The sequence below is a fragment of the Photobacterium sp. TLY01 genome (assembly GCF_021432065.1).
Classification (GTDB): Bacteria; Pseudomonadota; Gammaproteobacteria; order Enterobacterales; family Vibrionaceae; genus Photobacterium; species Photobacterium halotolerans_A.
In genome coordinates, this window is the sequence record NZ_CP090364.1 from 709,950 (window position 1) to 733,218 (window position 23,269).

At 52.6% G+C, this 23,269-nt stretch carries 19 protein-coding genes and 19 tRNA genes; 8 read left to right on the forward strand and 30 right to left on the reverse strand.

Going from position 1 to position 23,269, the window contains the following annotated elements:
- Window positions 1–44 precede the first annotated feature (44 nt).
- Complete coding sequence (leuS, locus tag LN341_RS03505) at window positions 45–2,621, reverse strand: leucine--tRNA ligase (RefSeq protein WP_234204045.1); 2,577 nt, start codon at window positions 2,619–2,621, stop codon at window positions 45–47.
- A 214-nt stretch (window positions 2,622–2,835) separates the two neighbouring features.
- Between leuS and LN341_RS03510 the strand changes: the two genes are divergently transcribed.
- The gene (locus LN341_RS03510) at window positions 2,836–3,318 is read left to right on the forward strand and encodes a zinc ribbon-containing protein (RefSeq protein WP_046221550.1); all 483 of its coding nucleotides are present in this window, start codon (window positions 2,836–2,838) and stop codon (window positions 3,316–3,318) included.
- 59 nt (window positions 3,319–3,377) lie between these two features.
- On the opposite strand, the gene lnt is transcribed toward LN341_RS03510, so the two are convergent.
- The 5 genes from lnt to miaB form a co-directional block, all read right to left on the reverse strand.
- The gene (lnt, locus tag LN341_RS03515; RefSeq protein WP_234204046.1) at window positions 3,378–4,937 is read right to left on the reverse strand and encodes an apolipoprotein N-acyltransferase; all 1,560 of its coding nucleotides are present in this window, start codon (window positions 4,935–4,937) and stop codon (window positions 3,378–3,380) included.
- A complete protein-coding gene (corC, locus tag LN341_RS03520) occupies window positions 4,937–5,809 on the reverse strand; it encodes a CNNM family magnesium/cobalt transport protein CorC (RefSeq protein WP_046221548.1) in 873 nt (290 codons plus the stop codon). Before corC ends, lnt begins: the two co-directional genes overlap by 1 nt.
- Window positions 5,810–5,906: 97 nt before the next feature.
- On the reverse strand, window positions 5,907–6,371 hold the full coding sequence (gene ybeY, locus LN341_RS03525; RefSeq protein WP_046221547.1) for an rRNA maturation RNase YbeY: 465 nt from the start codon (window positions 6,369–6,371) through the stop codon (window positions 5,907–5,909).
- Between the two features lie 8 nt (window positions 6,372–6,379).
- On the reverse strand, window positions 6,380–7,444 hold the full coding sequence (locus LN341_RS03530) for a PhoH family protein (RefSeq protein ID WP_234204900.1): 1,065 nt from the start codon (window positions 7,442–7,444) through the stop codon (window positions 6,380–6,382).
- Window positions 7,445–7,519: 75 nt separating this feature from the next.
- Window positions 7,520–8,944 (reverse strand): tRNA (N6-isopentenyl adenosine(37)-C2)-methylthiotransferase MiaB, encoded by a 1,425-nt coding sequence (gene miaB, locus LN341_RS03535; RefSeq protein ID WP_046221545.1) that lies wholly within the window; start codon window positions 8,942–8,944, stop codon window positions 7,520–7,522.
- A 302-nt stretch (window positions 8,945–9,246) separates the two neighbouring features.
- On the opposite strand from miaB, the gene LN341_RS03540 reads away from it, so the two are divergent.
- On the forward strand, window positions 9,247–10,407 hold the full coding sequence (locus LN341_RS03540) for a 2-octaprenyl-3-methyl-6-methoxy-1,4-benzoquinol hydroxylase (RefSeq protein ID WP_234204047.1): 1,161 nt from the start codon (window positions 9,247–9,249) through the stop codon (window positions 10,405–10,407).
- Between the two features lie 198 nt (window positions 10,408–10,605).
- Here the strand turns inward: LN341_RS03540 and LN341_RS03545 are convergent.
- The 24 genes from LN341_RS03545 to lolB form a co-directional block, all read right to left on the reverse strand.
- Window positions 10,606–10,692 (reverse strand) — tRNA-Leu (locus LN341_RS03545).
- Between the two features lie 59 nt (window positions 10,693–10,751).
- A tRNA-Gln gene (locus LN341_RS03550) sits at window positions 10,752–10,826 on the reverse strand.
- 28 nt (window positions 10,827–10,854) lie between these two features.
- Window positions 10,855–10,941: transfer RNA gene (locus tag LN341_RS03555), tRNA-Leu, on the reverse strand.
- 45 nt (window positions 10,942–10,986) lie between these two features.
- Window positions 10,987–11,063: transfer RNA gene (locus LN341_RS03560), tRNA-Met, on the reverse strand.
- A 35-nt stretch (window positions 11,064–11,098) separates the two neighbouring features.
- Window positions 11,099–11,173 (reverse strand) — tRNA-Gln (locus LN341_RS03565).
- 55 nt (window positions 11,174–11,228) lie between these two features.
- Window positions 11,229–11,315, reverse strand: a tRNA-Leu gene (locus LN341_RS03570).
- A 66-nt stretch (window positions 11,316–11,381) separates the two neighbouring features.
- Window positions 11,382–11,456: transfer RNA gene (locus LN341_RS03575), tRNA-Gln, on the reverse strand.
- A gap of 3 nt (window positions 11,457–11,459) precedes the next feature.
- A tRNA-Leu gene (locus LN341_RS03580) sits at window positions 11,460–11,544 on the reverse strand.
- A gap of 34 nt (window positions 11,545–11,578) precedes the next feature.
- Window positions 11,579–11,665: transfer RNA gene (locus LN341_RS03585), tRNA-Leu, on the reverse strand.
- An 83-nt stretch (window positions 11,666–11,748) separates the two neighbouring features.
- Window positions 11,749–11,823 (reverse strand) — tRNA-Gln (locus LN341_RS03590).
- A 3-nt stretch (window positions 11,824–11,826) separates the two neighbouring features.
- Window positions 11,827–11,911: transfer RNA gene (locus LN341_RS03595), tRNA-Leu, on the reverse strand.
- Between the two features lie 32 nt (window positions 11,912–11,943).
- Window positions 11,944–12,030: transfer RNA gene (locus tag LN341_RS03600), tRNA-Leu, on the reverse strand.
- 35 nt (window positions 12,031–12,065) lie between these two features.
- Window positions 12,066–12,142: transfer RNA gene (locus LN341_RS03605), tRNA-Met, on the reverse strand.
- A 40-nt stretch (window positions 12,143–12,182) separates the two neighbouring features.
- Window positions 12,183–12,257: transfer RNA gene (locus LN341_RS03610), tRNA-Gln, on the reverse strand.
- A gap of 78 nt (window positions 12,258–12,335) precedes the next feature.
- Window positions 12,336–12,422: transfer RNA gene (locus LN341_RS03615), tRNA-Leu, on the reverse strand.
- A 41-nt stretch (window positions 12,423–12,463) separates the two neighbouring features.
- Window positions 12,464–12,540: transfer RNA gene (locus LN341_RS03620), tRNA-Met, on the reverse strand.
- Window positions 12,541–12,585: 45 nt separating this feature from the next.
- Window positions 12,586–12,660, reverse strand: a tRNA-Gln gene (locus LN341_RS03625).
- Between the two features lie 3 nt (window positions 12,661–12,663).
- Window positions 12,664–12,748, reverse strand: a tRNA-Leu gene (locus LN341_RS03630).
- A gap of 37 nt (window positions 12,749–12,785) precedes the next feature.
- Window positions 12,786–12,862 (reverse strand) — tRNA-Met (locus LN341_RS03635).
- 264 nt (window positions 12,863–13,126) lie between these two features.
- On the reverse strand, window positions 13,127–14,218 hold the full coding sequence (gene ychF / locus LN341_RS03640; RefSeq protein ID WP_046221542.1) for a redox-regulated ATPase YchF: 1,092 nt from the start codon (window positions 14,216–14,218) through the stop codon (window positions 13,127–13,129).
- 70 nt (window positions 14,219–14,288) lie between these two features.
- Window positions 14,289–14,879 carry an aminoacyl-tRNA hydrolase gene (gene pth / locus LN341_RS03645; RefSeq protein WP_046221541.1) on the reverse strand — a complete coding sequence of 197 codons (591 nt, stop codon included), beginning with the start codon at window positions 14,877–14,879 and terminating at the stop codon, window positions 14,289–14,291.
- 125 nt (window positions 14,880–15,004) lie between these two features.
- On the reverse strand, window positions 15,005–15,952 hold the full coding sequence (locus LN341_RS03650) for a ribose-phosphate pyrophosphokinase (protein WP_046221590.1): 948 nt from the start codon (window positions 15,950–15,952) through the stop codon (window positions 15,005–15,007).
- 31 nt (window positions 15,953–15,983) lie between these two features.
- Window positions 15,984–16,847 (reverse strand): 4-(cytidine 5'-diphospho)-2-C-methyl-D-erythritol kinase, encoded by an 864-nt coding sequence (gene ispE, locus LN341_RS03655; protein ID WP_046221540.1) that lies wholly within the window; start codon window positions 16,845–16,847, stop codon window positions 15,984–15,986.
- A gap of 14 nt (window positions 16,848–16,861) precedes the next feature.
- Window positions 16,862–17,527, reverse strand: a complete 666-nt coding sequence (lolB, locus tag LN341_RS03660; RefSeq protein WP_234204048.1) for a lipoprotein insertase outer membrane protein LolB — start codon at window positions 17,525–17,527, stop codon at window positions 16,862–16,864.
- A 291-nt stretch (window positions 17,528–17,818) separates the two neighbouring features.
- On the opposite strand from lolB, the gene hemA reads away from it, so the two are divergent.
- The 6 genes from hemA to kdsA all read left to right on the forward strand — a co-directional run bounded on the left by hemA (window position 17,819) and on the right by kdsA (window position 23,263).
- Window positions 17,819–19,093 (forward strand): glutamyl-tRNA reductase, encoded by a 1,275-nt coding sequence (gene hemA / locus LN341_RS03665; protein ID WP_234204049.1) that lies wholly within the window; start codon window positions 17,819–17,821, stop codon window positions 19,091–19,093.
- Window positions 19,094–19,185: 92 nt separating this feature from the next.
- The gene (prfA, locus tag LN341_RS03670; protein WP_234204902.1) at window positions 19,186–20,274 is read left to right on the forward strand and encodes a peptide chain release factor 1; all 1,089 of its coding nucleotides are present in this window, start codon (window positions 19,186–19,188) and stop codon (window positions 20,272–20,274) included.
- Window positions 20,274–21,119, forward strand: coding sequence for a peptide chain release factor N(5)-glutamine methyltransferase (gene prmC, locus LN341_RS03675; protein ID WP_234204050.1), 846 nt, complete (start codon window positions 20,274–20,276; stop codon window positions 21,117–21,119). Before prfA ends, prmC begins: the two co-directional genes overlap by 1 nt.
- 50 nt (window positions 21,120–21,169) lie before the next feature.
- Entirely contained in the window at window positions 21,170–21,550 is a 381-nt protein-coding gene (locus LN341_RS03680) for a SirB2 family protein (RefSeq protein WP_046221537.1), read from the forward strand.
- A gap of 4 nt (window positions 21,551–21,554) precedes the next feature.
- Window positions 21,555–22,367 (forward strand): SirB1 family protein, encoded by an 813-nt coding sequence (locus LN341_RS03685; RefSeq protein WP_120510171.1) that lies wholly within the window; start codon window positions 21,555–21,557, stop codon window positions 22,365–22,367.
- A gap of 44 nt (window positions 22,368–22,411) precedes the next feature.
- On the forward strand, window positions 22,412–23,263 hold the full coding sequence (kdsA, locus tag LN341_RS03690) for a 3-deoxy-8-phosphooctulonate synthase (protein WP_046221535.1): 852 nt from the start codon (window positions 22,412–22,414) through the stop codon (window positions 23,261–23,263).
- The last annotated feature ends 6 nt before the right edge of the window (window positions 23,264–23,269 follow it).

Consider the following 23,269-nt stretch of genomic DNA (forward strand, 5'->3'; position numbering starts at 1 on the left):
GAGAAAACGCCTTCCCACTGGGAAGGCGTTGTTGGCATGCCTGTTTAGTTTGCAACGATGTTCAGCAGCTTGCCCGGCACGTAAATGACCTTACGAATGGTTTTATCGTCGGTGAATTTGGTGACGTTCTCGTCTGACAGTGCCAGCGCTTCGACCTGATCTTTTTCGGCATCTGCCGCGACAGTCAGTTTAGCGCGTAGCTTGCCATTCACCTGAACGATGATGAGTTTCTCATCTTCTACCATCGCGCTGTCATCGGCAACCGGCCAGTCAGCATGGTCAACCTGAGACTCACCCAGCGCATGCCACAGCTCAAAGCAGATATGCGGGGTGATTGGGTACAGCATGCGAACCACAGCTTTCAGGGCTTCGTCCAGCAGGGCGCGATCCTGAGCGCTGTCTTGCGGCGCTTTACCCAGTTTGTTCATCAGCTCCATAATCGCTGCGATTGCCGTGTTGAACGTCTGACGACGGCCAATATCATCGCTGACTTTGGCGATGGTTTTGTGCACATCACGGCGCAGCGCTTTCTGATCGGCGCTCAGTGCTGAAGCATCCAGAGCTTCGACCGCACCTTTGGCTGTATGTTCAAAAACCAGTTTCCAGACACGTTTCAGGAAGCGGTTGGCGCCTTCCACGCCAGACTCCTGCCATTCCAGCGTCATGTCGGCCGGCGAGGCAAACATCATGAACAGACGCACGGTATCCGCACCGTACTTATCAACCATTTCCTGCGGATCGATGCCGTTGTTCTTCGACTTCGACATCTTGGTCATGCCGGAGTGCACCAGCTCGTGACCTTGCTCGTCAGTGGCTTTGGTAATGCGGCCTTTCTCGTCACGCTCCAGCGTCACTTCTGTTGGCGAAACCCAGACTTTGGCGCCTTTGTCACTGGTGTAGTAGAAGGCATCTGCCAGCACCATCCCCTGACACAATAGCTGTTTGAACGGCTCGTCGCTGGTGACCATGCCGCTGTCGCGCAGCAGTTTGTGGAAGAAGCGAGAGTAGAGCAGGTGCATACAGGCGTGTTCAATCCCGCCGATGTACTGGTCAACCGGTAGCCAGTAGTTGGCGGCATCAGAGTCCAGCATTTCGTCAGCTTGCGGTGAGCAGTAACGCGCGTAATACCAGGACGATTCCATAAAGGTATCGAAGGTATCAGTTTCGCGCAGCGCCGGTTCACCGTTAAAGGTGGTTTCGGCCCAGCTTTTGTCTGCTTTGATCGGGCTGGTCACACCGTCCATCACGACATCTTCCGGCAGGATCACCGGCAGTTGATCGGCCGGCACCGGATGGACTTCGCCGTCTTCTGTGGTGACCATAGGAATCGGTGCACCCCAGTAACGCTGGCGGGAAACCCCCCAGTCACGCAGACGGAAGTTGACGGTTTTCTTACCTTTCCCTTCGGCTTCCAGCTTGGCGGCGATTGCATCAAAAGCCGCCTGGAAATCCAGACCGTCGAACTCGCCAGAGTCGAACAGCACGCCTTTTTCGGTGTAAGCTGCTTCGCTGATATCCAGTTCGCTGCCGTCGGCCGGCTTGATAACCGGGACGATGTCCAGCCCGTACTTGGTGGCGAATTCAAAGTCGCGCTGATCGTGGGCAGGTACCGCCATCACGGCACCTGTGCCGTAGTCCATCAGGACAAAGTTCGCGACGTAAACCGGTACGCGGCGGCCGTTCAGCGGATGGATGGCATACAGGCCGGTGGCCATGCCTTTCTTCTCCATAGTCGCCAGTTCGGCTTCAGCGACTTTGGTGTTCTTGCATTCTTCGATGAAGGCAGCCAGCGCGGGATTGTTCTGAGCGGCGTGATCAGCCAGAGGATGACCCGCGGCGATGCCGACATAAGTCACCCCCATCAGGGTGTCCGGGCGTGTGGTATAGACTTCCAGTGGGGTGTTCTGGCCTTCAACGGCGAAAGACAGTTCAACACCTTCTGAGCGGCCAATCCAGTTGCGCTGCATGGTTTTGACCATCTCAGGCCAGCCTTCCAGGTTGTCCAGGTCGTCCAGCAGCTCCTGGGCGTAGGCTGTGATCTTAATGAACCACTGCGGAATTTCCTTTTGCTCTACCGGCGTATCACAACGCCAGCAGCAGCCGTCTTCAACCTGCTCGTTGGCCAGTACGGTCTGGTCATTCGGGCACCAGTTGACGGATGAGGTTTTCTTATAGACCAGGCCTTTGTTATACAGCTTGGTAAAGAACTCCTGCTCCCAGCGGTAGTATTCCGGGGTACAGGTCGCAAACTCACGGTTCCAGTCGTAACCAAAGCCCAGCAGTTTCAGCTGGTTCTTCATGTAGTCGATGTTTTCGTAAGTCCACGGCGCTGGCGCGGTGTTGTTCTTTACCGCGGCGTTTTCTGCCGGCAGACCAAAGGCGTCCCAGCCGATTGGCTGCATCACATTCTTGCCCTGCAGGCGCTGATAGCGGGAAATCACATCACCGATGGTGTAGTTACGCACGTGGCCCATGTGCAGGCGTCCACTCGGGTACGGGAACATGGAGAGACAGTAGAATTTTTCTTTATTAGGGTCTTCACTTACAACAAAGGTTTGGTTGTTGTCCCAATGTTCTTGAACCTTAGGTTCAATGTCCTGTGGACGGTATTGTTCTTGCATCGATGACTTCCGGAATCGTTGTGAGTTAATACAAACACAGTCAAAATAATCGACATAGAATAACTAAAGGTAAAGGGAGCAACAATAGCTGAGGCCGAATCGGCCGGTTATTCTCATCATTCAGCCACGGATTGCCCGTCGCGGACTGGTTACTGACCCAGAGTTATGTGTCAGAGTGCTTATTTCTGGCGGATTATGCCTAGGAGAAACTCACATGGCGAAAGAAAAAGACGCGTATGAATCCATGTTGGAAGAGATCACGGAAGCCCTCAAGCATAGCCCTGATGAGCTCAGACACTGGATTGAGACCAGTGAAAAGTATCGCACTGCGGCCAGTGACATGACCAAAGATGAACTGGCACTGATCCGTGCGTATTTCAAACGGGATCTGAAAGAATTCGGGCAAAACGTACAGGAAAGCCCGGCCCCTTTCTCTGAAAGTCCGTTTTACAAGCTGGTGGCTGAGACGATTTGGGAGGGACTGGCAGAGGTGACGGATAAAACGCAGCTGGAATGGCTGGAGGTGATGGATGACATCAAGCATCAGGGCATCTATAAAGCCGGTGAGGTGGTCGGCCTGGGGAATCTGGTCTGCGAGCAGTGCGGACACCATCAGCAGTACACGCATGTCCGCACCATTGAACCCTGCACTAAGTGTGGGCACACCCAGTTCACCCGACAGCCTTTAGCCCCGTAAATCCCCGGCTAAAAAAACAGGGAGCTGTGGCTCCCTGTCTGGCGTATTTGGTGCTGGCTTTAGTGGACACCTTCTTGTGGGGTGGTGTCCCTGAAATCGCCCCGGCGGCGCTTGATCAGCAGCCAGGAAACGGCAACGGACCAGAGCAGGTACAGATAAAGCGGCCAGCTGCCCAGCGTGGTGTAGGGTGTCAGACCCTTGGTCGGGGTCACCGTGGCACGCAGGACACCGGTTTCGAACTGCGGCAGCTCTGCAATGATTTGGCCCTGGTGATCAACAACGGCTGTCACGCCTGTGTTGGTGGCACGCAGTAAGGGCTTACCCGTCTCAAGAGCCCGCATCTGAGCGATTTCCATGTGCTGATGCGGACCAATGGAGCGGCCGAACCAGGCATCATTGGATAAGGTCAGCAGCATGTCGGTGTCTATGCCCACATTCTGGCGTACCTGCTCGCTGAACGCGATTTCATAGCACAAGGCCGGAGCCAGCGCATAGCCGTTGGCGTCCAGATTGGACTGGATAAAATTGCCACGGCTGAATGATGACATCGGCAGATTGAAAAACGGCGCAATCGGGCGCAGTAAATCACCGAAAGGGACAAACTCACCAAACGGCAGCAGATGATGCTTACTGTACCGGCTGGCGCTATCGTAATGATACTCACCGTCACGATTGATACCCAGTGTCAGTATATTGTTGAAAAACTCCCCCTGTTCGGTTTTATCAAGCACGCCTGTAATCACCGCACTTTGATTGATGCGGGCGGCTTCATCGAGATGACTGAGGAAGGTTTCCACCTGTTTTTCCAGGGCAGGGATCGCCGCTTCCGGCCAGATGATGATATCGGCATCCCAGTTTTCGCGGGTGAGATCCAGGTATTTCATCAGAGTTGGCCAGCGCTGTTCAGGCTGCCACTTTAATGCCTGTGGGACATTGCCTTGCACCAGGGCAACTTTGACCGGCTTGTACGGTTCAGGTTGCACCCATTCAATGCCCTTTACCTGGTACGCCAGCAGCAAGACCAGCACAGGTACGGTCAGCGGTCGCCAGTTACGGTAATAACCGGCGGCCACCAGCGCGCCACAGCTCAGCACCAGTGCGAGGGTCAGGCCTTCAACGCCAAGTATCGGTGCGAAACTGGCCAGCGGGCCGTGAATTTGCCCATAGCCCATCCACAGCCAGGGAAAACCGGTAAACAACCAGCCTCTGACCCAATCCAGCAGCAGCCAGAAAACCGGGCCCAGCAACATCAGCTGATGGAAGGGTTTGCCCTGACCGAAGCGGGCAAACAAGGCACCAAACAAGGCTGGGTAGAGCGCCAGATAACCGACCAGTAGCACCATCAGGAACAGACCGGCAATGACGGGCATGCCACCAAAGTCAGCAATGCTGACATGGACCCACCAGACACCACTGCCAAATAATCCTAACCCCCATGCTAAACCTGTCCAGAAAGCGGTTTTAGGGCGCTGGTTCTGCAGCAGGGTCAAGAAAATAATCAGGGAGAGCGGGGCAAGGTACCAGAGTTTATAAGGGGCGAAAGACAGGGTTGCCAGTGCGCCGGCAGGGGCGGCCAGCAGCAGCCGCCCCATCAGGTTTAGATTGTCGATTCGTCTCATCAGGGCGTCATCGTTGGTTGGTGTGCCTCCTGCGGCACGGTCACTTGTAACTGAATGACCCGGCGGCTGTCTGCAGCGGTGACTTTGAACGCATAGCCTTCCAGCTCGACCACTTCACCGCGGGTAGGCAGGTGACCAAAGCTGGTCATGACCAGTCCGCCTATGGTGTCGATATCATTCGCACTGAAGTTGGTCTGGAACAGCTTGTTGAAGTCATCGATTGTGGTCAATGCCTTCACATTCCAGGTGTGCTTACTGAGCTGACGGATTTCCTGCTCTTCCTCGTCGTCAAATTCATCTTCGATTTCTCCAACGATTTGCTCCAGAATATCCTCAATGGTGATTAAGCCGGATACGCCACCAAACTCATCGACTACGATAGCCATATGGTAGCGTTCTTCCCGAAATTCTTTCAGCAGGCGATCCACCCGCTTGCTCTCCGGCACAACAACCGCCGGGCGCAGAATCGCGCTGAGGTCAAATGGCTCGCTGTCCGGGCGCAGGTAGCGCAGCAGATCTTTGGCCAGCAGAATACCTTCAACGTGATCTTTATCATCACTGATGACCGGATAGCGCGAGTGCTGGGCATCAACAATGATATCAATGAGGTCTTCAACCTTCTGTGAACGTTCTATGGTGGTCATTTGGGAGCGGGGAATCATGATATCCCGAACCCGCATCTCAGAAATCTGGATCACACCTTCGAGCATGTCACGGGTGTGGTGATCGATCAGATCATTTTCTTCGGAATCACGGATCACATCGACCAGTTCTTCCTTATTCTGAGGCTCGCCCTGAAAGAGCTGGCCAATACGTTCAAAGAAGGTCTTTCGACTCGGACCGTCAGAATTTTGGGGGTTATCGTCGTTCATTGCTTTCTATTCAAATATGTGGACAGCGCCACGGAAGGCCGGCGTCGCCACAGGCGCAGCCGACAGTATCTTAGCCAAAGACAGCCAAAAGCTGATGTTAGTATTGGTCAGCTTCGTAAGGATTGGCAAACCCTAAACCTTGCATTATCTCGGTTTCCAGGGCTTCCATTTCTTCGGCTTCTTCGTCATCAATATGGTCATAACCTAGCAGATGAAGTGAGCCGTGTACAACCATATGTGCCCAGTGGGCAAACAGGGGTTTACTCTGCTCCTGAGCTTCCTTTTCAACGACCTGACGACAGATAATCAGATCGCCCAGCAGTTCCAGTTCCACTCCAGGCGGTGCCTCAAACGGGAAAGACAACACATTGGTTGGTTTGTCTTTTCCTCTGTATTCACGGTTCAGCGCCTGGCTTTCGGCTTCATCTACCAATCGCACCGTGACTTCCGCTTCGGTTTGAAACGGGGTCACCGCTGCGTCCAGCCAGCGCTGAAAGTCAGCCTCAGTTGGCATGCCACTCTCATCAGCGGTGGCTAGCTGTAAATCCAGATAAATAGACATCTGTATGATTATTCCGTTTCTGGGCTGGCCTGGCGTGCTTCCTGCTGTTCGCGGCGACGTTGTTCAGCCAGTTTTTTCTGTTTCTGATCTTCTGTTTCCCAGGCTTCATATGCCTGAACGATACGTGCCACAACCGGGTGACGAACCACGTCCGAGGCCTGGAAGAAGTTAAAGCTGATCTCATCCACATCGGCCAGCACTTCAATGGCGTGGCGCAGACCGGAACGCGCACCGCGGGGTAAGTCGATCTGGGTGACGTCACCTGTGATTACGGCCCGTGAGTTAAAGCCGATCCGGGTCAGGAACATTTTCATCTGTTCTACGGTCGTATTCTGGCTTTCATCGAGAATAATGAAGGCATCGTTCAGTGTCCGGCCGCGCATATAAGCCAACGGTGCCACTTCAATGACATTACGCTCAATCAGTTTTTCTACGCGCTCAAAACCCAGCATTTCAAACAGGGCGTCATAGAGCGGGCGCAGATATGGATCGACCTTCTGGCTCAGATCCCCCGGCAGGAAGCCCAGTTTTTCACCGGCTTCCACGGCAGGGCGGGTCAGCAGAATACGGCGGATTTCCTGACGCTCCAGCGCATCAACCGCAGCGGCAACGGCCAGGTAGGTTTTCCCCGTACCGGCAGGACCAATCCCAAAAGTGATGTCGTGACCGACCATATTGGCAATGTACTGTGCCTGGTTCGGTGTGCGCGGCTTGATGACGCCTTTTTTGGTCTTGATGTGAATTTCTTTGCCGTAAGGGATGCTGGAACTCACATCCTGCTCCAGCACGCCCGATTCTTTAATCGCCAGATGAATCTGCTCAGGCTCAATATCCGGGATCACGTTGCGCACCGGAGCGGTGTCAACATACAGATTCTTCAGGATATTGGCGGTGGCTTCGGCAGTGTGTGGCTGACCCACGATGCTGAAATTGTGGCTGCGGTGGTTAATTTCAACGCCCAGACGGCGTTCCAGCTGCTTGATGTTGTCGTCGAAAGGACCGCAAAGGCTGGCCAGGCGGTGGTTATCGGCGGGTTCGAGATTCAGTTCAACAGTAATAATTTTGCTCAAGATTTGCCTCTCAGTGGGCCACCCACTGTGACGGGTGGCCGGAATAGTTGGGCACAGGCAGAAATTTCTGTCCTCTTATTAAGGAGTATAAACGCCTACACCTATTTCATCTTCTTTACGGGTTTTTTCCATGACCTCGCTGGGAGACATGGCAATCCGCAGGTTCATGTCGGCTTCAGTGCGGACAAGCTCACCACGCAGGGAATTGTTGAAAACATCCGTGATTTTGACATCAACAAATTGGCCGATCAAATCCACCGAACCTTCAAAGTTCACCACACGGTTGTTTTCCGTCCGGCCGCGCAGCTCCATGATGTTCTTTTTCGACGGACCTTCAACCAGGATACGCTGTTCAGTATCCAGCATCTGACGGGAGTAACGCATCGCCTGCGCATTGATCTGCTGTTGCAGTTCATACAAACGCGCTTTCTTCACGTCTTCAGACAGGTCACAAGGGTAATCGGCCGCCGGCGTACCCGGGCGTGGCGAATAGATGAAGCTGAAGCTCATGTCAAAGTCGACATCGCGGATCAGTTTCATGGTGTCCTGAAAGTCCTGATCGGATTCGCCCGGAAAAGCCACGATAAAGTCGGAGCTGATGGTAATGTCCGGGCGCGCCTTACGCAGCTTGCGGATCTTGGACTTGTATTCGATGGCGGTGTGCGGACGTTTCATCATCGCCAGAATACGGTCTGAACCGCTCTGTACCGGCAGGTGCAGGAAGCTCACCACTTCCGGCGTGTCTTCATAAACGGCAATGATGTCGTCGGTGAACTCAATCGGGTGGCTGGTGGTGTAGCGAATGCGATCGATACCGTCAATCGCGGCCACCAGACGCAGTAATTCAGCGAATGTTGCAATCTCGCCGTCATGGGTTTCGCCACGGAATGCGTTCACATTCTGGCCCAGCAGGTTCACTTCACGGACACCTTGCTCGGCCAATTGCGCGATTTCAAACAGCACGTCATCGAGTGGACGGCTGACTTCTTCCCCGCGGGTGTATGGCACCACGCAGAAAGTACAGTATTTAGAACAACCTTCCATGATAGACACGAACGCGGTCGGGCCTTCGGCCCGCGGCTCTGGCAAGCGGTCGAATTTCTCAATCTCCGGGAAAGAGATGTCCATGACCGGTGCGTCGGAAGACTGCGACTTGCTGATCATTTCAGGCAAACGGTGCAGTGTTTGCGGGCCAAAGATCACATCGACATAGGGTGCGCGTTGCCGGATGGAATCTCCTTCCTGAGTGGCGACACATCCACCCACGCCAATCACCAGGCCGGGTTTTTTGTCTTTCAGTGTTTTCCAGCGGCCCAGCTGGTGGAAGACTTTTTCTTGTGCCTTTTCGCGAATAGAGCAGGTGTTCAGTAGCAGTACATCGGCTTCTGCTGGTTCTTCTGTTAATTCATAACCGCCATTGGCGTTGAGAAGATCGGCCATCTTGGATGAATCGTATTCATTCATCTGACAACCCCAGGTTTTGATAAGCAGTTTCTTCGCCATGTCTAACTCTTCACTCGTCGTGTTAATTCAGTGCATTTACGTTGCGTTCGCAGCGTCAGAGGTCGCCTCTGGGGCCGCCTTAAATTGCAAGCCGCGTATTGTACTGCTTTCGACACGGCGTGACCAGATCATCCATGCTGATTATAAAATCAGCAGCAGGCGTGTCTCTGCTCTGCGGCAATTGGCACAGATCAAGCTTCAGTACCAAAGATGACAGAAAAGAGGCCGCAGAAAATGTTGAGTGTAGTAAACCCGCGTAAAGCCGTTAGAATGTCGGCTAAGTTATGAAATGAGATACCTGCATGGAACAGTTTGATATTGTGATTGCTGGCGGCGGCATGGTGGGTGCTGCGGCAGCATTGGGAATGGCCCGGCAGGGACGCAGAGTGGCAGTGATTGAAGGTCAGCCGCCGGTGCCATTCGATGCCGGGCAGGAGATGGATCTGCGTGTGTCTGCGATTTCTGCCCAGTCGGTCACTCTGCTGACTCGCCTGGGGGCATGGTCACATATCCAGGCCATGAGAATGTGCCCATTCCGGCGTCTGGAAACCTGGGAGCATCCGGAATGCCGTACCCGGTTTCATGCCAGTGATCTTGGGTTAGCTGAGCTGGGCTTTATGGTGGAGAACCGATTGATTCAGCTGGGTCTGTGGCAGGCGTTTGAAAGCCATTCCAATTTGTCACTGATCTGTCCTGCCCGTTTAGCGCATTTTCAGCGTGCTGGTGATGGCTACGAGATCACATTAGATAGCGGTCAGGTGCTGCAAACCCGCTGGTTGGTGGGCGCTGACGGGGCCAATTCCCGTGTTCGTCAGCAGGCTAATATCGGGGTGACGGCCTGGGATTATCGTCACCATTGCATGCTGATCAGTGTTGAAACCGCGCTGGCCCAGCAAGATATTACCTGGCAGCAGTTTACACCGCACGGCCCTCGCTCTTTTCTGCCGATGCCGGGTCACAGTGGTTCACTCGTCTGGTATGACAGTCCTCAGCGGATTAAACAGCTTACAGCCATGTCGGCGGAGCAGCTCGAACAGGCTGTGCGGCATGAGTTTCCGCCAGAACTCGGCGACGTTCGTGTGTTGAATAAAGGCAGTTTTCCGCTGACACGCCGCCACGCCCAGTCTTACTATCAAGACGGGATAGTCTTGCTGGGTGATGCCGCCCATACCATTAATCCGCTGGCGGGGCAGGGCGTGAACCTCGGTTTTAAAGACGTTGATGTACTGCTCGATGAAATGGCGCATGGCGGCGAGCACTGGTTCGCAGAGCAGGTGCTTCAGCGCTATGAGAGGCGCCGACGGCCCGATAACCTGATGATGCAGACTGGGATGGATGTGTTTTACTGTGCCTTCAGCAATGATCTGAAACCCGTTGCCTTGCTGCGAAATCTTGGCCTGAAACTGGCCGAGCATACGGGACCGCTGAAACATCAAGTGCTGAAGTATGCGCTTGGTTTATAAGCGACATGGTAACTGACTTCTAAGCCACCTCTGTGTGGCTTTTTTATCTGCGTGTGAAAAGAGATGTGAGCAAAAAAGAGGTGTTGGGGCGGCTGTGTTTTTTAGAAATAAAAAAACCAGCCAAAGTGCTGGTTTCTTAAGAGATATGATCCACTGAAGATATCTCAATGTTTTACAACCCCTGTCTGAACAGAGAGTTGGTGCGGAGGGAGAGACTTGAACTCTCACGTCCTTGCGGACACTAGCACCTGAAGCTAGCGCGTCTACCAATTCCGCCACCACCGCAACATGGTGAAAGAGACTGAGTCTCTCACTTTTTTTGACACCTTAGGTCAGTATCAATATGGCAGGGCTACCTGGATTCGAACCAGGGAATGGCGGCATCAAAAGCCGCTGCCTTACCGCTTGGCGATAGCCCTAAAGTCTCAGAACAATGTAAAAGTCAATTGGTGCGGAGGGAGAGACTTGAACTCTCACGCCCTTGCGGGCACTAGCACCTGAAGCTAGCGCGTCTACCAATTCCGCCACCACCGCGTGTATTGACTCTTTTCCATTTTCAACCTTGGTAGGGGATGAAAATGGTGGCTACGACGGGATTCGAACCTGTGACCCCATCATTATGAGTGATGTGCTCTAACCAACTGAGCTACGTAGCCATTTTCAAAACGCTAATTTAACAGCGTGTTGTTAATGGCAGGGCTACCTGGATTCGAACCAGGGAATGGCGGCATCAAAAGCCGCTGCCTTACCGCTTGGCGATAGCCCTGCTGGTGATCTTTTCAGATCTAAGTCGTGTTAACTTTCACTCACAACTAAAAATTTGGTGCGGAGGGAGAGACTTGAACTCTCACGTCCTTGCGGACACTAGCACCTGAAGCTAGCGCGTCTACCAATTCCGCCACCACCGCACGTGGTATTCAGTTTGCAATGTAACTCTGTATCACAGTACCGGCCGAAACCCACACTGTAAAATATGGCAGGGCTACCTGGATTCGAACCAGGGAATGGCGGCATCAAAAGCCGCTGCCTTACCGCTTGGCGATAGCCCTAAATGGTGCGGAAGGAGAGACTTGAACTCTCACACCTTGCGGCGCCAGAACCTAAATCTGGTGCGTCTACCAATTTCGCCACTTCCGCAAATTGTATGATGCATATGCATCTGAAAAGTCACTGGTGCGGAGGGAGAGACTTGAACTCTCACGTCCTTGCGGACACTAGCACCTGAAGCTAGCGCGTCTACCAATTCCGCCACCACCGCATGTGTGACTTTTCGTGCTGGGTGAAACTCACCCGGTTCCCTTTCCAGGGATGATCCCGATAATATTATCGAAACCTGAAACATGGCAGGGCTACCTGGATTCGAACCAGGGAATGGCGGCATCAAAAGCCGCTGCCTTACCGCTTGGCGATAGCCCTAAATGGTGCGGAAGGAGAGACTTGAACTCTCACACCTTGCGGCGCCAGAACCTAAATCTGGTGCGTCTACCAATTTCGCCACTTCCGCAAATTGTCTGCCTGTCAAGGCAAGGATGTCATTGGTGCGGAGGGAGAGACTTGAACTCTCACGTCCTTGCGGACACTAGCACCTGAAGCTAGCGCGTCTACCAATTCCGCCACCACCGCGTGGAATGACATCTTTTTTCTCACATGTTGTGAGATGGTGGCTACGACGGGATTTGAACCTGTGACCCCATCATTATGAGTGATGTGCTCTAACCAACTGAGCTACGTAGCCACTTTGTGTTAAACGCCGGCGTTGCCTACGTCAAGTAATGTGGCAGGGCTACCTGGATTCGAACCAGGGAATGGCGGCATCAAAAGCCGCTGCCTTACCGCTTGGCGATAGCCCTGCAGAATGTCACAAAGAATTGTGCAATTCAAGCAAGAAATGGTTACTTGTCCACTTCTTAAGTGTTCACCTCAGAGATTGGTGCGGAGGGAGAGACTTGAACTCTCACGCCCTTGCGGGCACTAGCACCTGAAGCTAGCGCGTCTACCAATTCCGCCACCACCGCAATACGCTGGGTGAACGATTCATCTTCGAATGATGAATTTATGGTGGCTACGACGGGATTTGAACCTGTGACCCCATCATTATGAGTGATGTGCTCTAACCAACTGAGCTACGTAGCCATACAATTTTTATCACGCCGACAAATATGTCCACGCTGAGTAAGATGGCAGGGCTACCTGGATTCGAACCAGGGAATGGCGGCATCAAAAGCCGCTGCCTTACCGCTTGGCGATAGCCCTAAATGGTGCGGAAGGAGAGACTTGAACTCTCACACCTTGCGGCGCCAGAACCTAAATCTGGTGCGTCTACCAATTTCGCCACTTCCGCATCTTACTGATTTTAATCACCATTTCAAGTGGTGATATGGTGGCTACGACGGGATTTGAACCTGTGACCCCATCATTATGAGTGATGTGCTCTAACCAACTGAGCTACGTAGCCAACGTGTCCGAAACAGTCAGCGCAGGCGCTGTCCTATACAGGGTCGCTGTCTCGGGAACGGGGCGCATTATGCGTATACCAGCTTTGAGCGTCAATAGTTTTTTTAATTATCCCCGTAAAATCTGACTGTTCGATGGTTATTTGGACGAAATGGCCGAATGCCATGCTAGATGTGTGATTTCAAGGGTAAAAAAGAAGCAAGTGGGACAATGAAAATAAAAAAGCCGGCAGAAGCCGGCTTTGTTCGTCTGTCTTGACGATAAGTTACACGTTAAAGCGGAAGTGGACGACGTCGCCATCTTTCACGATGTAATCTTTCCCTTCCAGACGCCACTTACCGGCTTCTTTCGCGCCGTTTTCACCGTTAAACTCGATGAAGTGCTCATAACCGACCACTTCGGCACGGATAAAGCCTTTTTCAAAGTCGGTATGGATTTTACCGGCAGCTTGAGGTGCGGTTGCGCCAATTGGGATAGTCCAGGCGCGAACTTCTTTGACACCTGCAGTGAAGTAAGTCTGCAGATTCAGCAGTTCATAGCCTGAGCGGATCACACGGTTCAGGCCCGGCTCTTCAATGCCCAGATCTGACAGAAACTCTTCACGATCCGCGTCATCCAGTTCAGCAATTTCAGACTCGATAGCCGCACAGACAGGGACAACGACAGCATTTTCTTTGCTGGCGTGTTCAATCACCATATCCAGGAACGGATTATCTTCGAAGCCGTCTTCGCTGACATTGGCGATATACATGGTCGGTTTCAGAGTCAGGAAGTTCAGGTAATCAATCGCTGCTTTTTCTTCTTTAGTCAGCTCAACTGCACGCGCCATGCCACCTTCTGTGAGTGTTGGCAGCATTTTTTCCAGCACTGTGATTTCGAATTTCGCGTCTTTATCACCACCTTTGGCACGTTTGGCCTGACGCTGAATAGCTCGCTCACAGGTATCCAGATCCGCCAGAGCCAGTTCCAGATTGATGATTTCGATGTCTGCTAATGGGTTGATCTTGCCAGCAACGTGCACGATGTTGTCGTTTTCGAAGCAGCGAACAACGTGGCCAATCGCATCGGTTTCACGGATGTTGGCCAGGAATTTGTTACCCAGACCTTCACCTTTGGACGCACCGGCAACCAGACCGGCGATGTCCACAAATTCCATTGTGGTCGGCAGGATACGCTCCGGGTTGACGATCGCAGCCAGCTTATCCAGACGCAGATCCGGTACCGGAACCACACCTGTGTTTGGTTCAATCGTACAGAACGGGAAGTTAGCGGCTTCGATACCCGCTTTTGTCAACGCATTGAAAAGTGTGGATTTACCTACGTTTGGCAGGCCCACGATACCACATTTAAAACCCATGGCTTGAAACCCTTTAGTGATGTTTCCGGCATCCGGCACAGTGCGGGATGATGAAAAAGTCTGTATGAACTTAGTCGGCTTTGAATGAATGTAGCCGGTTTTGCGCCTTGGTCAGGCCGTCTTTCAGCCAGATATCAAGGCAGCGAACGGATTCGTCTACCGCGGCGTCAATCTGAGATTGTTCGCCGGAAGGGGCTTTACCCAATACGAAGCCGGTCACTTTATTTTTGTCGCCGGGATGACCAATGCCTACCCGAAGACGGTAAAAGTTTTTGTTGTTGCTCAGCTTGCTGATGATATCCCTTAACCCATTATGGCCACCGTGGCCGCCGCCTTGTTTGAATTTGGCGACTCCGGGGGGCAGATCCAGCTCGTCATGGGCAACCAGAATTTCTTCCGGCGATATCTGATAAAAATTCGCCAGTGCGGAAACGGATTTACCAGACAGATTCATAAAGGTGGTGGGGATCAGCAAGCGAAGATCGTCACCATTCAGCTGGATCCGGCCAGTTAAGCCAAAATACTTTGGATCGTTTTTCAGGCTGATATTGTGGATCCGTGCCAACTCTTCCACGACCCAGGCACCCGCATTGTGGCGGGTTTTGGCATATTCCGGACCTGGGTTTGCCAGGCCAACCAGTAAACGGATTTTTTGACTCACGCTGGTCTCTCTATGTCATCGGGATCAAATCGCGCGCTATGTTAACACTGCTGCAGAGATAAATAAAAACAAACACGCCCCGCACAGGGCGGGGCGTGTTGACTGTCATTCTGTTTGCTGAGCGATTAGTGCTCAAACATCGCAGAGATAGACTCTTCGTTGCTGATGCGGCGAATCGCTTCAGCCAACATGCCTGACAGAGTCAGTACAGAGACTTTGCCTGTATCCAGCATGGCCTGAGACAGTGGGATAGAGTCAGTGACGATCACTTCATCAATCACAGAGTTTTTGATGTTCTCTGGGGCGTTGCCTGAGAAAACCGGGTGAGTCGCGTAAGCGAACACACGCTTTGCACCACGCTCTTTCAGCGCTTCAGCAGCTTTACACAAGGTACCGCCGGTGTCGATCATGTCATCAACAATGATGCAGTCACGGCCTTCAACATCACCAATCAGGTGCATGACCTGTGACACGTTGGCGCGTGGGCGACGCTTGTCGATGATCGCAATGTCAGTATCATCCATCAGTTTGGCGGTTGCACGGGCACGGACAACACCACCAATGTCTGGAGAAACCACCACTGGATCTTGCAGGTCTTTGGCCAGCATGTCTTCCAGCAGAACGGGCGAACCGAAGATGTTGTCTACCGGCACATCAAAGAAGCCCTGAATTTGCTCGGCATGCAGATCAACAGTCAGCACGCGGTCAACACCCACGTTGGACAGAAAATCAGCAACAACTTTCGCTGTAATAGGAACACGAGCAGAACGGACGCGACGGTCTTGGCGGGCATAGCCAAAGTAAGGGATAACCGCGGTGATACGACCAGCAGAGGCACGGCGCAGGGCGTCGATCATTACGACCAGTTCAATCAGGTTATCGTTGGTTGGGGCGCAAGTCGATTGGATGATAAAGACGTCGCTGCCGCGGACGTTTTCATTAATCTGAACACAGACTTCACCATCGGAGAAACGGTTCACTGTCGCGTCTCCAAGTGAAATGTAAAGACGGTCAGCGATGCGTTGGGCTAGCTCTGGTGTAGCGTTACCAGCAAACAGCTTCATATCAGGCACGGGGTAAACCTCAATTGCGTCCAAGTTGTATTTACTGACTTTCCGCAGTATGTCCGCTCAGGGCGGTCATCAAAGGTGAATGATTCACCCCTTTGGCGACAAAACCATGGAGCCAGTCGGGTAATTTTTTCAGGGTTGCAGTAGCCGCTTGCTGAGAGCTAAATTCAGCAAAAACACAAGCGCCAGTGCCGGTCAATCTCGACGGCGCGTATTCTAACAGCCACGAAAGCGCCTTATCAACCTCAGGGTAAATTCTTCTGACGATTTTTTCGCAATCGTTTTCGTAATTGCCGGCTAATAACACAGATAAAGGCCGTATTGGCGTGTTTCGGGTTAGATCGGGCGCTGTGAATATATCTGCGGTTGCAATGGCGACCTCTGGCTTAGCAACCAGATACCATTTCTCTTCCGGTTGCGCGGGTTGGAGTTTTTCTCCGATCCCTTCGGCAAAGGCACTGAAACCCCGGACAAACACGGGCACATCTGCCCCCAGTGTTAAACCAATCTCGGCCAGTTCGTCTGTACTGAGTCCGGTTTGCCATAAATAGTTTAAGGCGACCAAGGTTGTCGCGGCATTCGATGAGCCGCCACCCAGACCGCCACCCATCGGTAAAACCTTGTCAATCTGAATCGCAGCGCCAGCCTGAAGGCCTGCTTTTTTGCGCAGGGCATCCGCGGCGCGGTAAATCAGATTTTGCTCGAGTGGCACACCCTGAATCGCCGGGGTCAGGGTTATCTGCTCGTCAGCTCGTGCCGTGATCGACAAGGTATCGCCGTAATCTAAAAACTGAAACAGCGTTTGCAGTTCATGGTAACCATCCGGACGTTGCCCTGTGATGTAGAGAAACAGATTAAGTTTAGCGGGTGCTGGCCAGCTTGTCGTTTGTGTGATCATTTTTTGAATGCGCGTCAATTCTTTTGGGTTTGCCAACGGTTGATTATCAGGGTTACTCGCTGTTTGCCTTGTGAAAGGACTAATCTGGCAGGCAGAGCGGGCGACGTTGTTTCATCATAGTCGTTATAGTCCAGTTGCCATCGCTGATCACCCACTTGTTTGGTTAAGTAAGCAACGCGGTTTTGTGCATTGAGCTGATAGGTATCCGCGCCAGTCGGCAGGCCGAGCAGCCAGTCCCGCATCTGATTTACGGGCAAGGCAATATTGGTCAGTGATAAGACGAGCTGAGCAGCGTCGCTGCCCTGATGGCGCTGGCCTTCATTATCAATCAGCACGGCACGGCCGGGCTGGGTGTCCAGTTTCAGCAGCGTTGTACCCAGAAAGTTAGTCAGCAGCAGATGATCGGCACCCGGATTGGTTTTCCAGTTTAGATTCGCACTGAAACGTTGCGCCGGGCTGATGTAGCCCAATTTGCCTGTTGCCTGATAGGTGGTGACTGCCGACAATGCCTGTTTGTGGCTGTTCCAGTCGGTGATTTTTCCGGTGGGCGGTGTCGTGGTACAGCCTGCCAGCAACAAAGCCAGAAAGGCCAGAGTGGGGGCTTGATGTTGCTTTTTTCGCGGCAAAACCGACGGCAACGAAAATGAGAACCCAAAGAGAGGCGCAAACGCCATTCGCATAACATGTCCCTTATACGGCAGGTAACTGAATCATGTGGAAGTAAAAGAATCATAGCATGACTTGTCTGATGAAATCTCTTTCATGGCCCATCGGCTCAATCAGAAAAGGACTGTAAACTGTGCCATGACATTTCCGGTATTTGTCTGTAAAGTCAGGATTTGTGCTGACGTCTGAGCGATAAAATGATGCGCTGGCAGACAGATTCGAGTCATATCCTTTTATTACGCAGGGTCATCAAGTAAAATGACCTGCTGGATCTTTATCATCGGGTAGTAGGTAACACCATCTCCATGACCTTGCTTGCTTTAGGAATCAATCACAAAACAGCGTCTGTAGACCTGCGCGAGCGTGTTGCCTTTTCGCCGGAAAAACTGACCGAAGCCTTGCAGACTCTGGCTCAGCATCCGGAAGTTAACAGTGGCGTGATCGTTTCTACCTGCAATCGCACGGAGATCTATTGTGATGTCAATCACACTGGGCCCGGAGTGATGATTGACTGGTTCAGCCGCTTTCATAATTTGTCAGCGGAAGAGCTGATGTCCAGTCTCTATTTTCACGAAGAGCAGGCCGCGGTGCGTCACCTGATGCGGGTGGCATGTGGACTGGATTCACTGGTGTTGGGTGAGCCGCAGATTCTGGGACAGGTCAAGCAGTCGTATTCCGATTCCCGCGACCATGACAATATGCATGGCATGCTGGAAAAACTGTTTCAGAAAGCCTTTTCAGTGGCAAAGCGCGTCAGAACGGAAACGGATATTGGTGGCAATGCAGTGTCGGTTGCTTTTGCAGCTTGTACGCTGGCCAAGCAGATTTTTGAATCAATGAGTGAAGCCAGAGTGTTGCTGATCGGTGCCGGTGAAACCACAGAGCTGGTGGCCCGGCACATGGTTGAGCACGGTTGCCGCAGCCTGATGATTGCCAATCGCACCCGGGAGCGCGCTCAGGCGCTGGCAGATGAATTTGGTGCTCAAGTCATTAGTTTGCCTGAGATTCCGGACCATATACACAATGCGGATATCATTATCAGTGCCACAGCAAGTCCATTGCCGATTGTCGGCAAAGGCATGGTTGAGAAAGCGCTGAAAAAGCGTCGCCATCAACCGATGCTGCTGGTCGATATCGCCGTACCCAGGGATATCGAAGCTGAGGTCGGCGAGCTGGATGACGCCTATTTATATTCAGTGGACGATTTGGAAAGCATTGTTGAACGAAACCGCGAGCAGCGCAAAGTGGCGGCGATCCAGGCCGAAGCCATTGTCAGTGAAGAAAGTGCGGCATTTATGCGCTGGCTACGCTCGCTGGAAGCGGTCGACAGTATTCGCCAGTACCGTTGCTACGCTGATGATATTAAAAATGACTTACTCAGCCGCAGTCTGCAGGCATTGGCCAATGGCAGTGCACCGGAAAAAGTGCTGGCAGAGCTCAGCAACCGTTTGACGAATAAGCTCATTCATGCGCCAACCAAGGCTATGCAGCAGGCCGCGCATGACGGCGAACCTGAGAAACTGGCCCTTATTCGTGAAACGCTTGGTTTAGGTACATTGAAAGATCAGTCGGCGGACTGACTCAGCGTTTTCGTATGCATTAATTTTTTTGATCGCGCCTTGCCGAACCGGTTGAAGGCGGATCCTTGTTCGGATCTGACGTAGTACACATGATGAAACCGTCTATTTTAGCGAAATTAGAATCTCTGGTTGAACGCCACGAGGAAGTGCAGCATTTGCTGGGCGATGCCACGATCATTGCCAATCAGGATAAATTCCGGGCTTTATCTCGTGAATATTCGCAGCTAGAGGAAGTGAGTCAGTGTTTCCGGGCTTACCAGCAGGTGCTGGCCGATCTGGAAACCGCGGAAGAAATGGCCGGGGAAGAGGATCCGGAATTGCGCGAAATGGCGCAGGAAGAAATCAAACAGGCAAAAGAAGAGATTGAACGGCTGGAAGACGAGTTACAAGTCTTGCTGCTGCCTAAAGATCCCAATGATGAACGCAACTGTTTCATCGAAATCCGAGCCGGCGCCGGTGGCGATGAAGCCGGTATTTTTGCCGGCGACTTGTTCCGCATGTACAGCAAATTTGCTGAAAGCCGCCGCTGGCGGGTGGAAGTGATGAGCTCGAATCAGGCGGAACACGGTGGCTATAAAGAAATGATCGCCAAGATCAGTGGGGAAGGGGCCTACGGTATTCTGAAATTCGAGTCAGGCGGACACCGGGTGCAGCGTGTGCCAGCGACGGAATCTCAGGGCCGTGTTCATACTTCTGCCTGTACTGTGGCCATTCTGCCGGAAATCCCGGAAGCGGAAATCCCGGAAATCAATGCCGGTGATTTGAAAATTGATACCTTCCGTGCCTCTGGTGCCGGTGGTCAGCACGTGAACACCACAGATTCCGCTATTCGCATTACGCACCTGCCAACCGGCATTGTGGTTGAGTGTCAGGATGAGCGTTCGCAGCACAAAAACAAAGCGAAAGCCATGTCTGTGCTGGCAGCCCGTATTATCAAGGCCGAAGAAGAGAAGCGCCATGCGGAGGAAGCCAGCACAAGGCGTAACCTGCTGGGCTCTGGTGATCGCTCGGATCGCATTCGAACCTATAACTACCCGCAAGGCCGGGTCTCTGATCACAGGATCAACCTGACCCTCTATCGCTTAAATGAAGTGATGGAAGGTGAGCTGGAAAGTCTGATTGATCCTGTTGTGCAGGAACACCAGGCGGATTTGCTTGCAGCCATGGCTGATCAGCACTGATGAATCCCGCCATCGAAGTTGCGCTTAAGCAAGCGGTCACGCAACTGATTAATGCCGGTTCTGACAGTCCGCAGCTTGATGCTGCGGTCTTGTTGTGTCATGTGCTGGAGAAGCCCCGCAGTTACCTGCTGACCTGGCCTGAAAAAGTGCTGACCGACGAGCAGTCTGCCGCGTTTTCAGCGCTGCTGGCGCGTCGTGAATCGGGTGAACCGGTCGCCTATATTACAGGTGAGCGTGAGTTCTGGTCACTGCCGCTAAAAGTAGCACCGCATACCTTGATCCCGCGTCCGGACACGGAACGGCTGGTGGAAGCGGCGCTGGAGAAAATTCCTGCAGCAGCGTCGGTACTCGATTTAGGTACCGGAACCGGGGCGATTGCGCTTTCTCTGGCTTCTGAGCGTCCGGATTGTCAGTTCACTGGTATCGACTTGCGCCCGGAAGCGGCGGCACTGGCTGAAGAAAATCGTCGCGCGCTGCAATTACAGAATGTGCGTATCTTATGCGGTAGCTGGTTCTCGCCACTGTCCGAAACTGAACGGTTTGATGTGATTGTCAGCAATCCGCCTTATATTGATGCCAACGATCCACACCTCGTCAGAGGTGATGTGCGATTTGAACCCCGAACGGCATTGGTTGCAGAGGACGCGGGTCTGGCGGACATTCGCCGTATTTGTGTACAAAGCCGGACATTTTTATCGCCAGGTGGCTGGTTACTGCTGGAGCATGGCTATCAGCAGGGCGAAGCCGTCCGGGGCATTTTTTACAATCTAGGTTATCAACAAGTGATAACGGTTCAGGATTATGCCGGACAAGACAGGGTAAGCTTAGGCTGCTGGTCTGTCTGAGGCCGTCTGGCCAGTCATGATTCGAAGGAAACGATAAAGAGAAAAACCAGATGTACATAGCATTAAAACATTTTCACCTGACCATTATTGCCATGAGCGTGCTGTTATTTGTGGTGCGTTTTGGCCTGATGATGGCCGATTCAGCGCTGATGCAGAAAAAAGCCCTGAAAATAACGCCCCATGTGGTTGATACCTTCTTGCTGCTGAGCGGCGTCGCCCTAGTGGTGTACACTGGCTTTACGCCTTTCACAGCAGGCGCTGGCTGGCTGAATGAGAAACTGACCTGTGTGCTGGCTTATATCGCACTGGGTTTTTTCGCGTTGAAATACGGCAAGAACAAAGTCTTTAAAACCTTTGCTTTTCTCGGCGCGTTAGGCTGGCTGGCAATGGCCGGCAAGCTGGCGGTCACGAAAATGCCGTTGCTGGGGTAAAGCCATGTATTTCTCAGATGAAGACAGAGATTTCGAGGCATCTGCGCTGGTCGAAGGTGCCATTGAGATCATGGTGGATCTGGAGCCGGATTTTCCGGTGGCCTGGGTACGCCATCAGTTACAAAAAATGGCCAAAGATGTCGAAGCGGCATTGATGTCAGAAACCAATCCACAGCTGAGACTAGAGGGGCTGCTGCGCCTGTTTTATCGTGAGTGGGGGTTCTGTGGTGATCGCCATCAGTACTATGCGGCTGAAAATGCCTATCTGGACAAGGTGATTGAACGTCGTAAAGGCATTCCGGTCAGTCTGGGGGCCATTATGATTTATCTGGCGCAGCATCTGGAATTACCGGTCACAGGTGTGGCTTTCCCGACCCAGTATATTTTGCGTGTCGACTGGCCCAACAGTGAGCCTCAGTTTATTAATCCGTTTGACGGTGAATTTGTCAGCCGTCAGACACTCAGTGCCTGGCTGCGAGGACACAAAGGTCCGCTGGCACCCTGGCGCGAAAGTTATCTCACCACCACCAGCCATACAGATGTCCTGGCGCGATGGCTGACGGTATTAAAAAGTGCTTTGCTGCGGGAAGAACAGTATGCCGATGCTTTACGCTGCAGCGATCTGGCCTTGTCGCTGCGTCCGGGCGATCCCCATGAAATTCGCGACCGCGGCTATATTTATCAGCAATTAGAGTGCAGCCATGCCGCCGCGATGGACTATGCCTATTTTATTGAGCAGTGCCCGGAGGATCCGGCTGCAGAATTGCTGAAACTGCAAGTGAAAGTCTTGAATGCAAACCCGCAGGTGCTTCACTGATCGCCTGCGGAACAGACCAAATGACAGAGAAGAAGAGTAGCATCATGGAACAGAAAGTGGTTCGTATTGGCGATATTGATGTCGCTAACGACAAAGCCTTTGTGCTGTTTGGTGGCATGAACGTGCTGGAGTCGCGTGATCTTGCGATGCAGATCTGTGAGCACTATGTCAAAGTGACTGAAAAGCTGGGCATTCCTTATGTGTTTAAGGCTTCCTTTGATAAGGCGAACCGTTCTTCGGTCCATTCTTATCGTGGTCCCGGCATGGAAGAAGGCCTGAAAATCTTTCAGGAACTGAAAGATACCTTCGGTGTGAAAATTATTACTGATATTCATGAACAGTATCAGTGCCAGCCTGTTGCCGACGTGGTGGATGTGATTCAGCTGCCGGCTTTCCTCGCACGCCAGACCGATCTGGTTGAAGCGATGGCCAAAACCGGTGCCGTCATCAACGTGAAGAAACCGCAGTTCATGAGCCCGGGTCAGGTGGGTAATATCGTTGAGAAATTTGCTGAATGTCACAACGATCAAATCATTCTCTGCGAGCGTGGCGCGCTGCACGGTTACGATAACCTGGTCGTGGACATGCTGGGTTTTGATGTTATGAAGAAAGCTTCCAAAGGCAGCCCGATCATTTTTGACGTCACCCATGCCCTGCAGTGCCGTGATCCGCTGGGCGCTGCCTCCGGTGGTCGTCGTGAGCAAACGGTGACGCTGGCGCGCGCAGGTATGGCGGCAGGAATCGCCGGACTGTTTATGGAAGCGCATCCGAATCCGGATGCTGCGCGCTGTGATGGCCCTTCCGCATTCCCATTGGATAAACTGGAACCCTTCCTTGCTCAGATCAAGCAGCTTGATGATCTGGTGAAAAGCTTCGAAACGATCGACATTGCATAAGGTGAA

Excerpts from the sequence above, each read along its gene's own strand:
- leuS (WP_234204045.1), bottom strand. The coding sequence starts at position 2,621 with ATGCAAGAACAATACCGTCCACAGGACATTGAACCTAAGGTTCAAGAA.
- LN341_RS03510 (WP_046221550.1), top strand. The coding sequence starts at position 2,836 with ATGGCGAAAGAAAAAGACGCGTATGAATCCATGTTGGAAGAGATCACG.
- lnt (WP_234204046.1), bottom strand. The coding sequence starts at position 4,937 with ATGAGACGAATCGACAATCTAAACCTGATGGGGCGGCTGCTGCTGGCC.
- corC (WP_046221548.1), bottom strand. The coding sequence starts at position 5,809 with ATGAACGACGATAACCCCCAAAATTCTGACGGTCCGAGTCGAAAGACC.
- ybeY (WP_046221547.1), bottom strand. The coding sequence starts at position 6,371 with ATGTCTATTTATCTGGATTTACAGCTAGCCACCGCTGATGAGAGTGGC.
- miaB (WP_046221545.1), bottom strand. The coding sequence starts at position 8,944 with ATGGCGAAGAAACTGCTTATCAAAACCTGGGGTTGTCAGATGAATGAA.
- LN341_RS03540 (WP_234204047.1), top strand. The coding sequence starts at position 9,247 with ATGGAACAGTTTGATATTGTGATTGCTGGCGGCGGCATGGTGGGTGCT.
- ychF (WP_046221542.1), bottom strand. The coding sequence starts at position 14,218 with ATGGGTTTTAAATGTGGTATCGTGGGCCTGCCAAACGTAGGTAAATCC.
- ispE (WP_046221540.1), bottom strand. The coding sequence starts at position 16,847 with ATGATCACACAAACGACAAGCTGGCCAGCACCCGCTAAACTTAATCTG.
- lolB (WP_234204048.1), bottom strand. The coding sequence starts at position 17,527 with ATGCGAATGGCGTTTGCGCCTCTCTTTGGGTTCTCATTTTCGTTGCCG.
- hemA (WP_234204049.1), top strand. The coding sequence starts at position 17,819 with ATGACCTTGCTTGCTTTAGGAATCAATCACAAAACAGCGTCTGTAGAC.
- prfA (WP_234204902.1), top strand. The coding sequence starts at position 19,186 with ATGAAACCGTCTATTTTAGCGAAATTAGAATCTCTGGTTGAACGCCAC.
- prmC (WP_234204050.1), top strand. The coding sequence starts at position 20,274 with ATGAATCCCGCCATCGAAGTTGCGCTTAAGCAAGCGGTCACGCAACTG.
- LN341_RS03680 (WP_046221537.1), top strand. The coding sequence starts at position 21,170 with ATGTACATAGCATTAAAACATTTTCACCTGACCATTATTGCCATGAGC.
- LN341_RS03685 (WP_120510171.1), top strand. The coding sequence starts at position 21,555 with ATGTATTTCTCAGATGAAGACAGAGATTTCGAGGCATCTGCGCTGGTC.
- kdsA (WP_046221535.1), top strand. The coding sequence starts at position 22,412 with ATGGAACAGAAAGTGGTTCGTATTGGCGATATTGATGTCGCTAACGAC.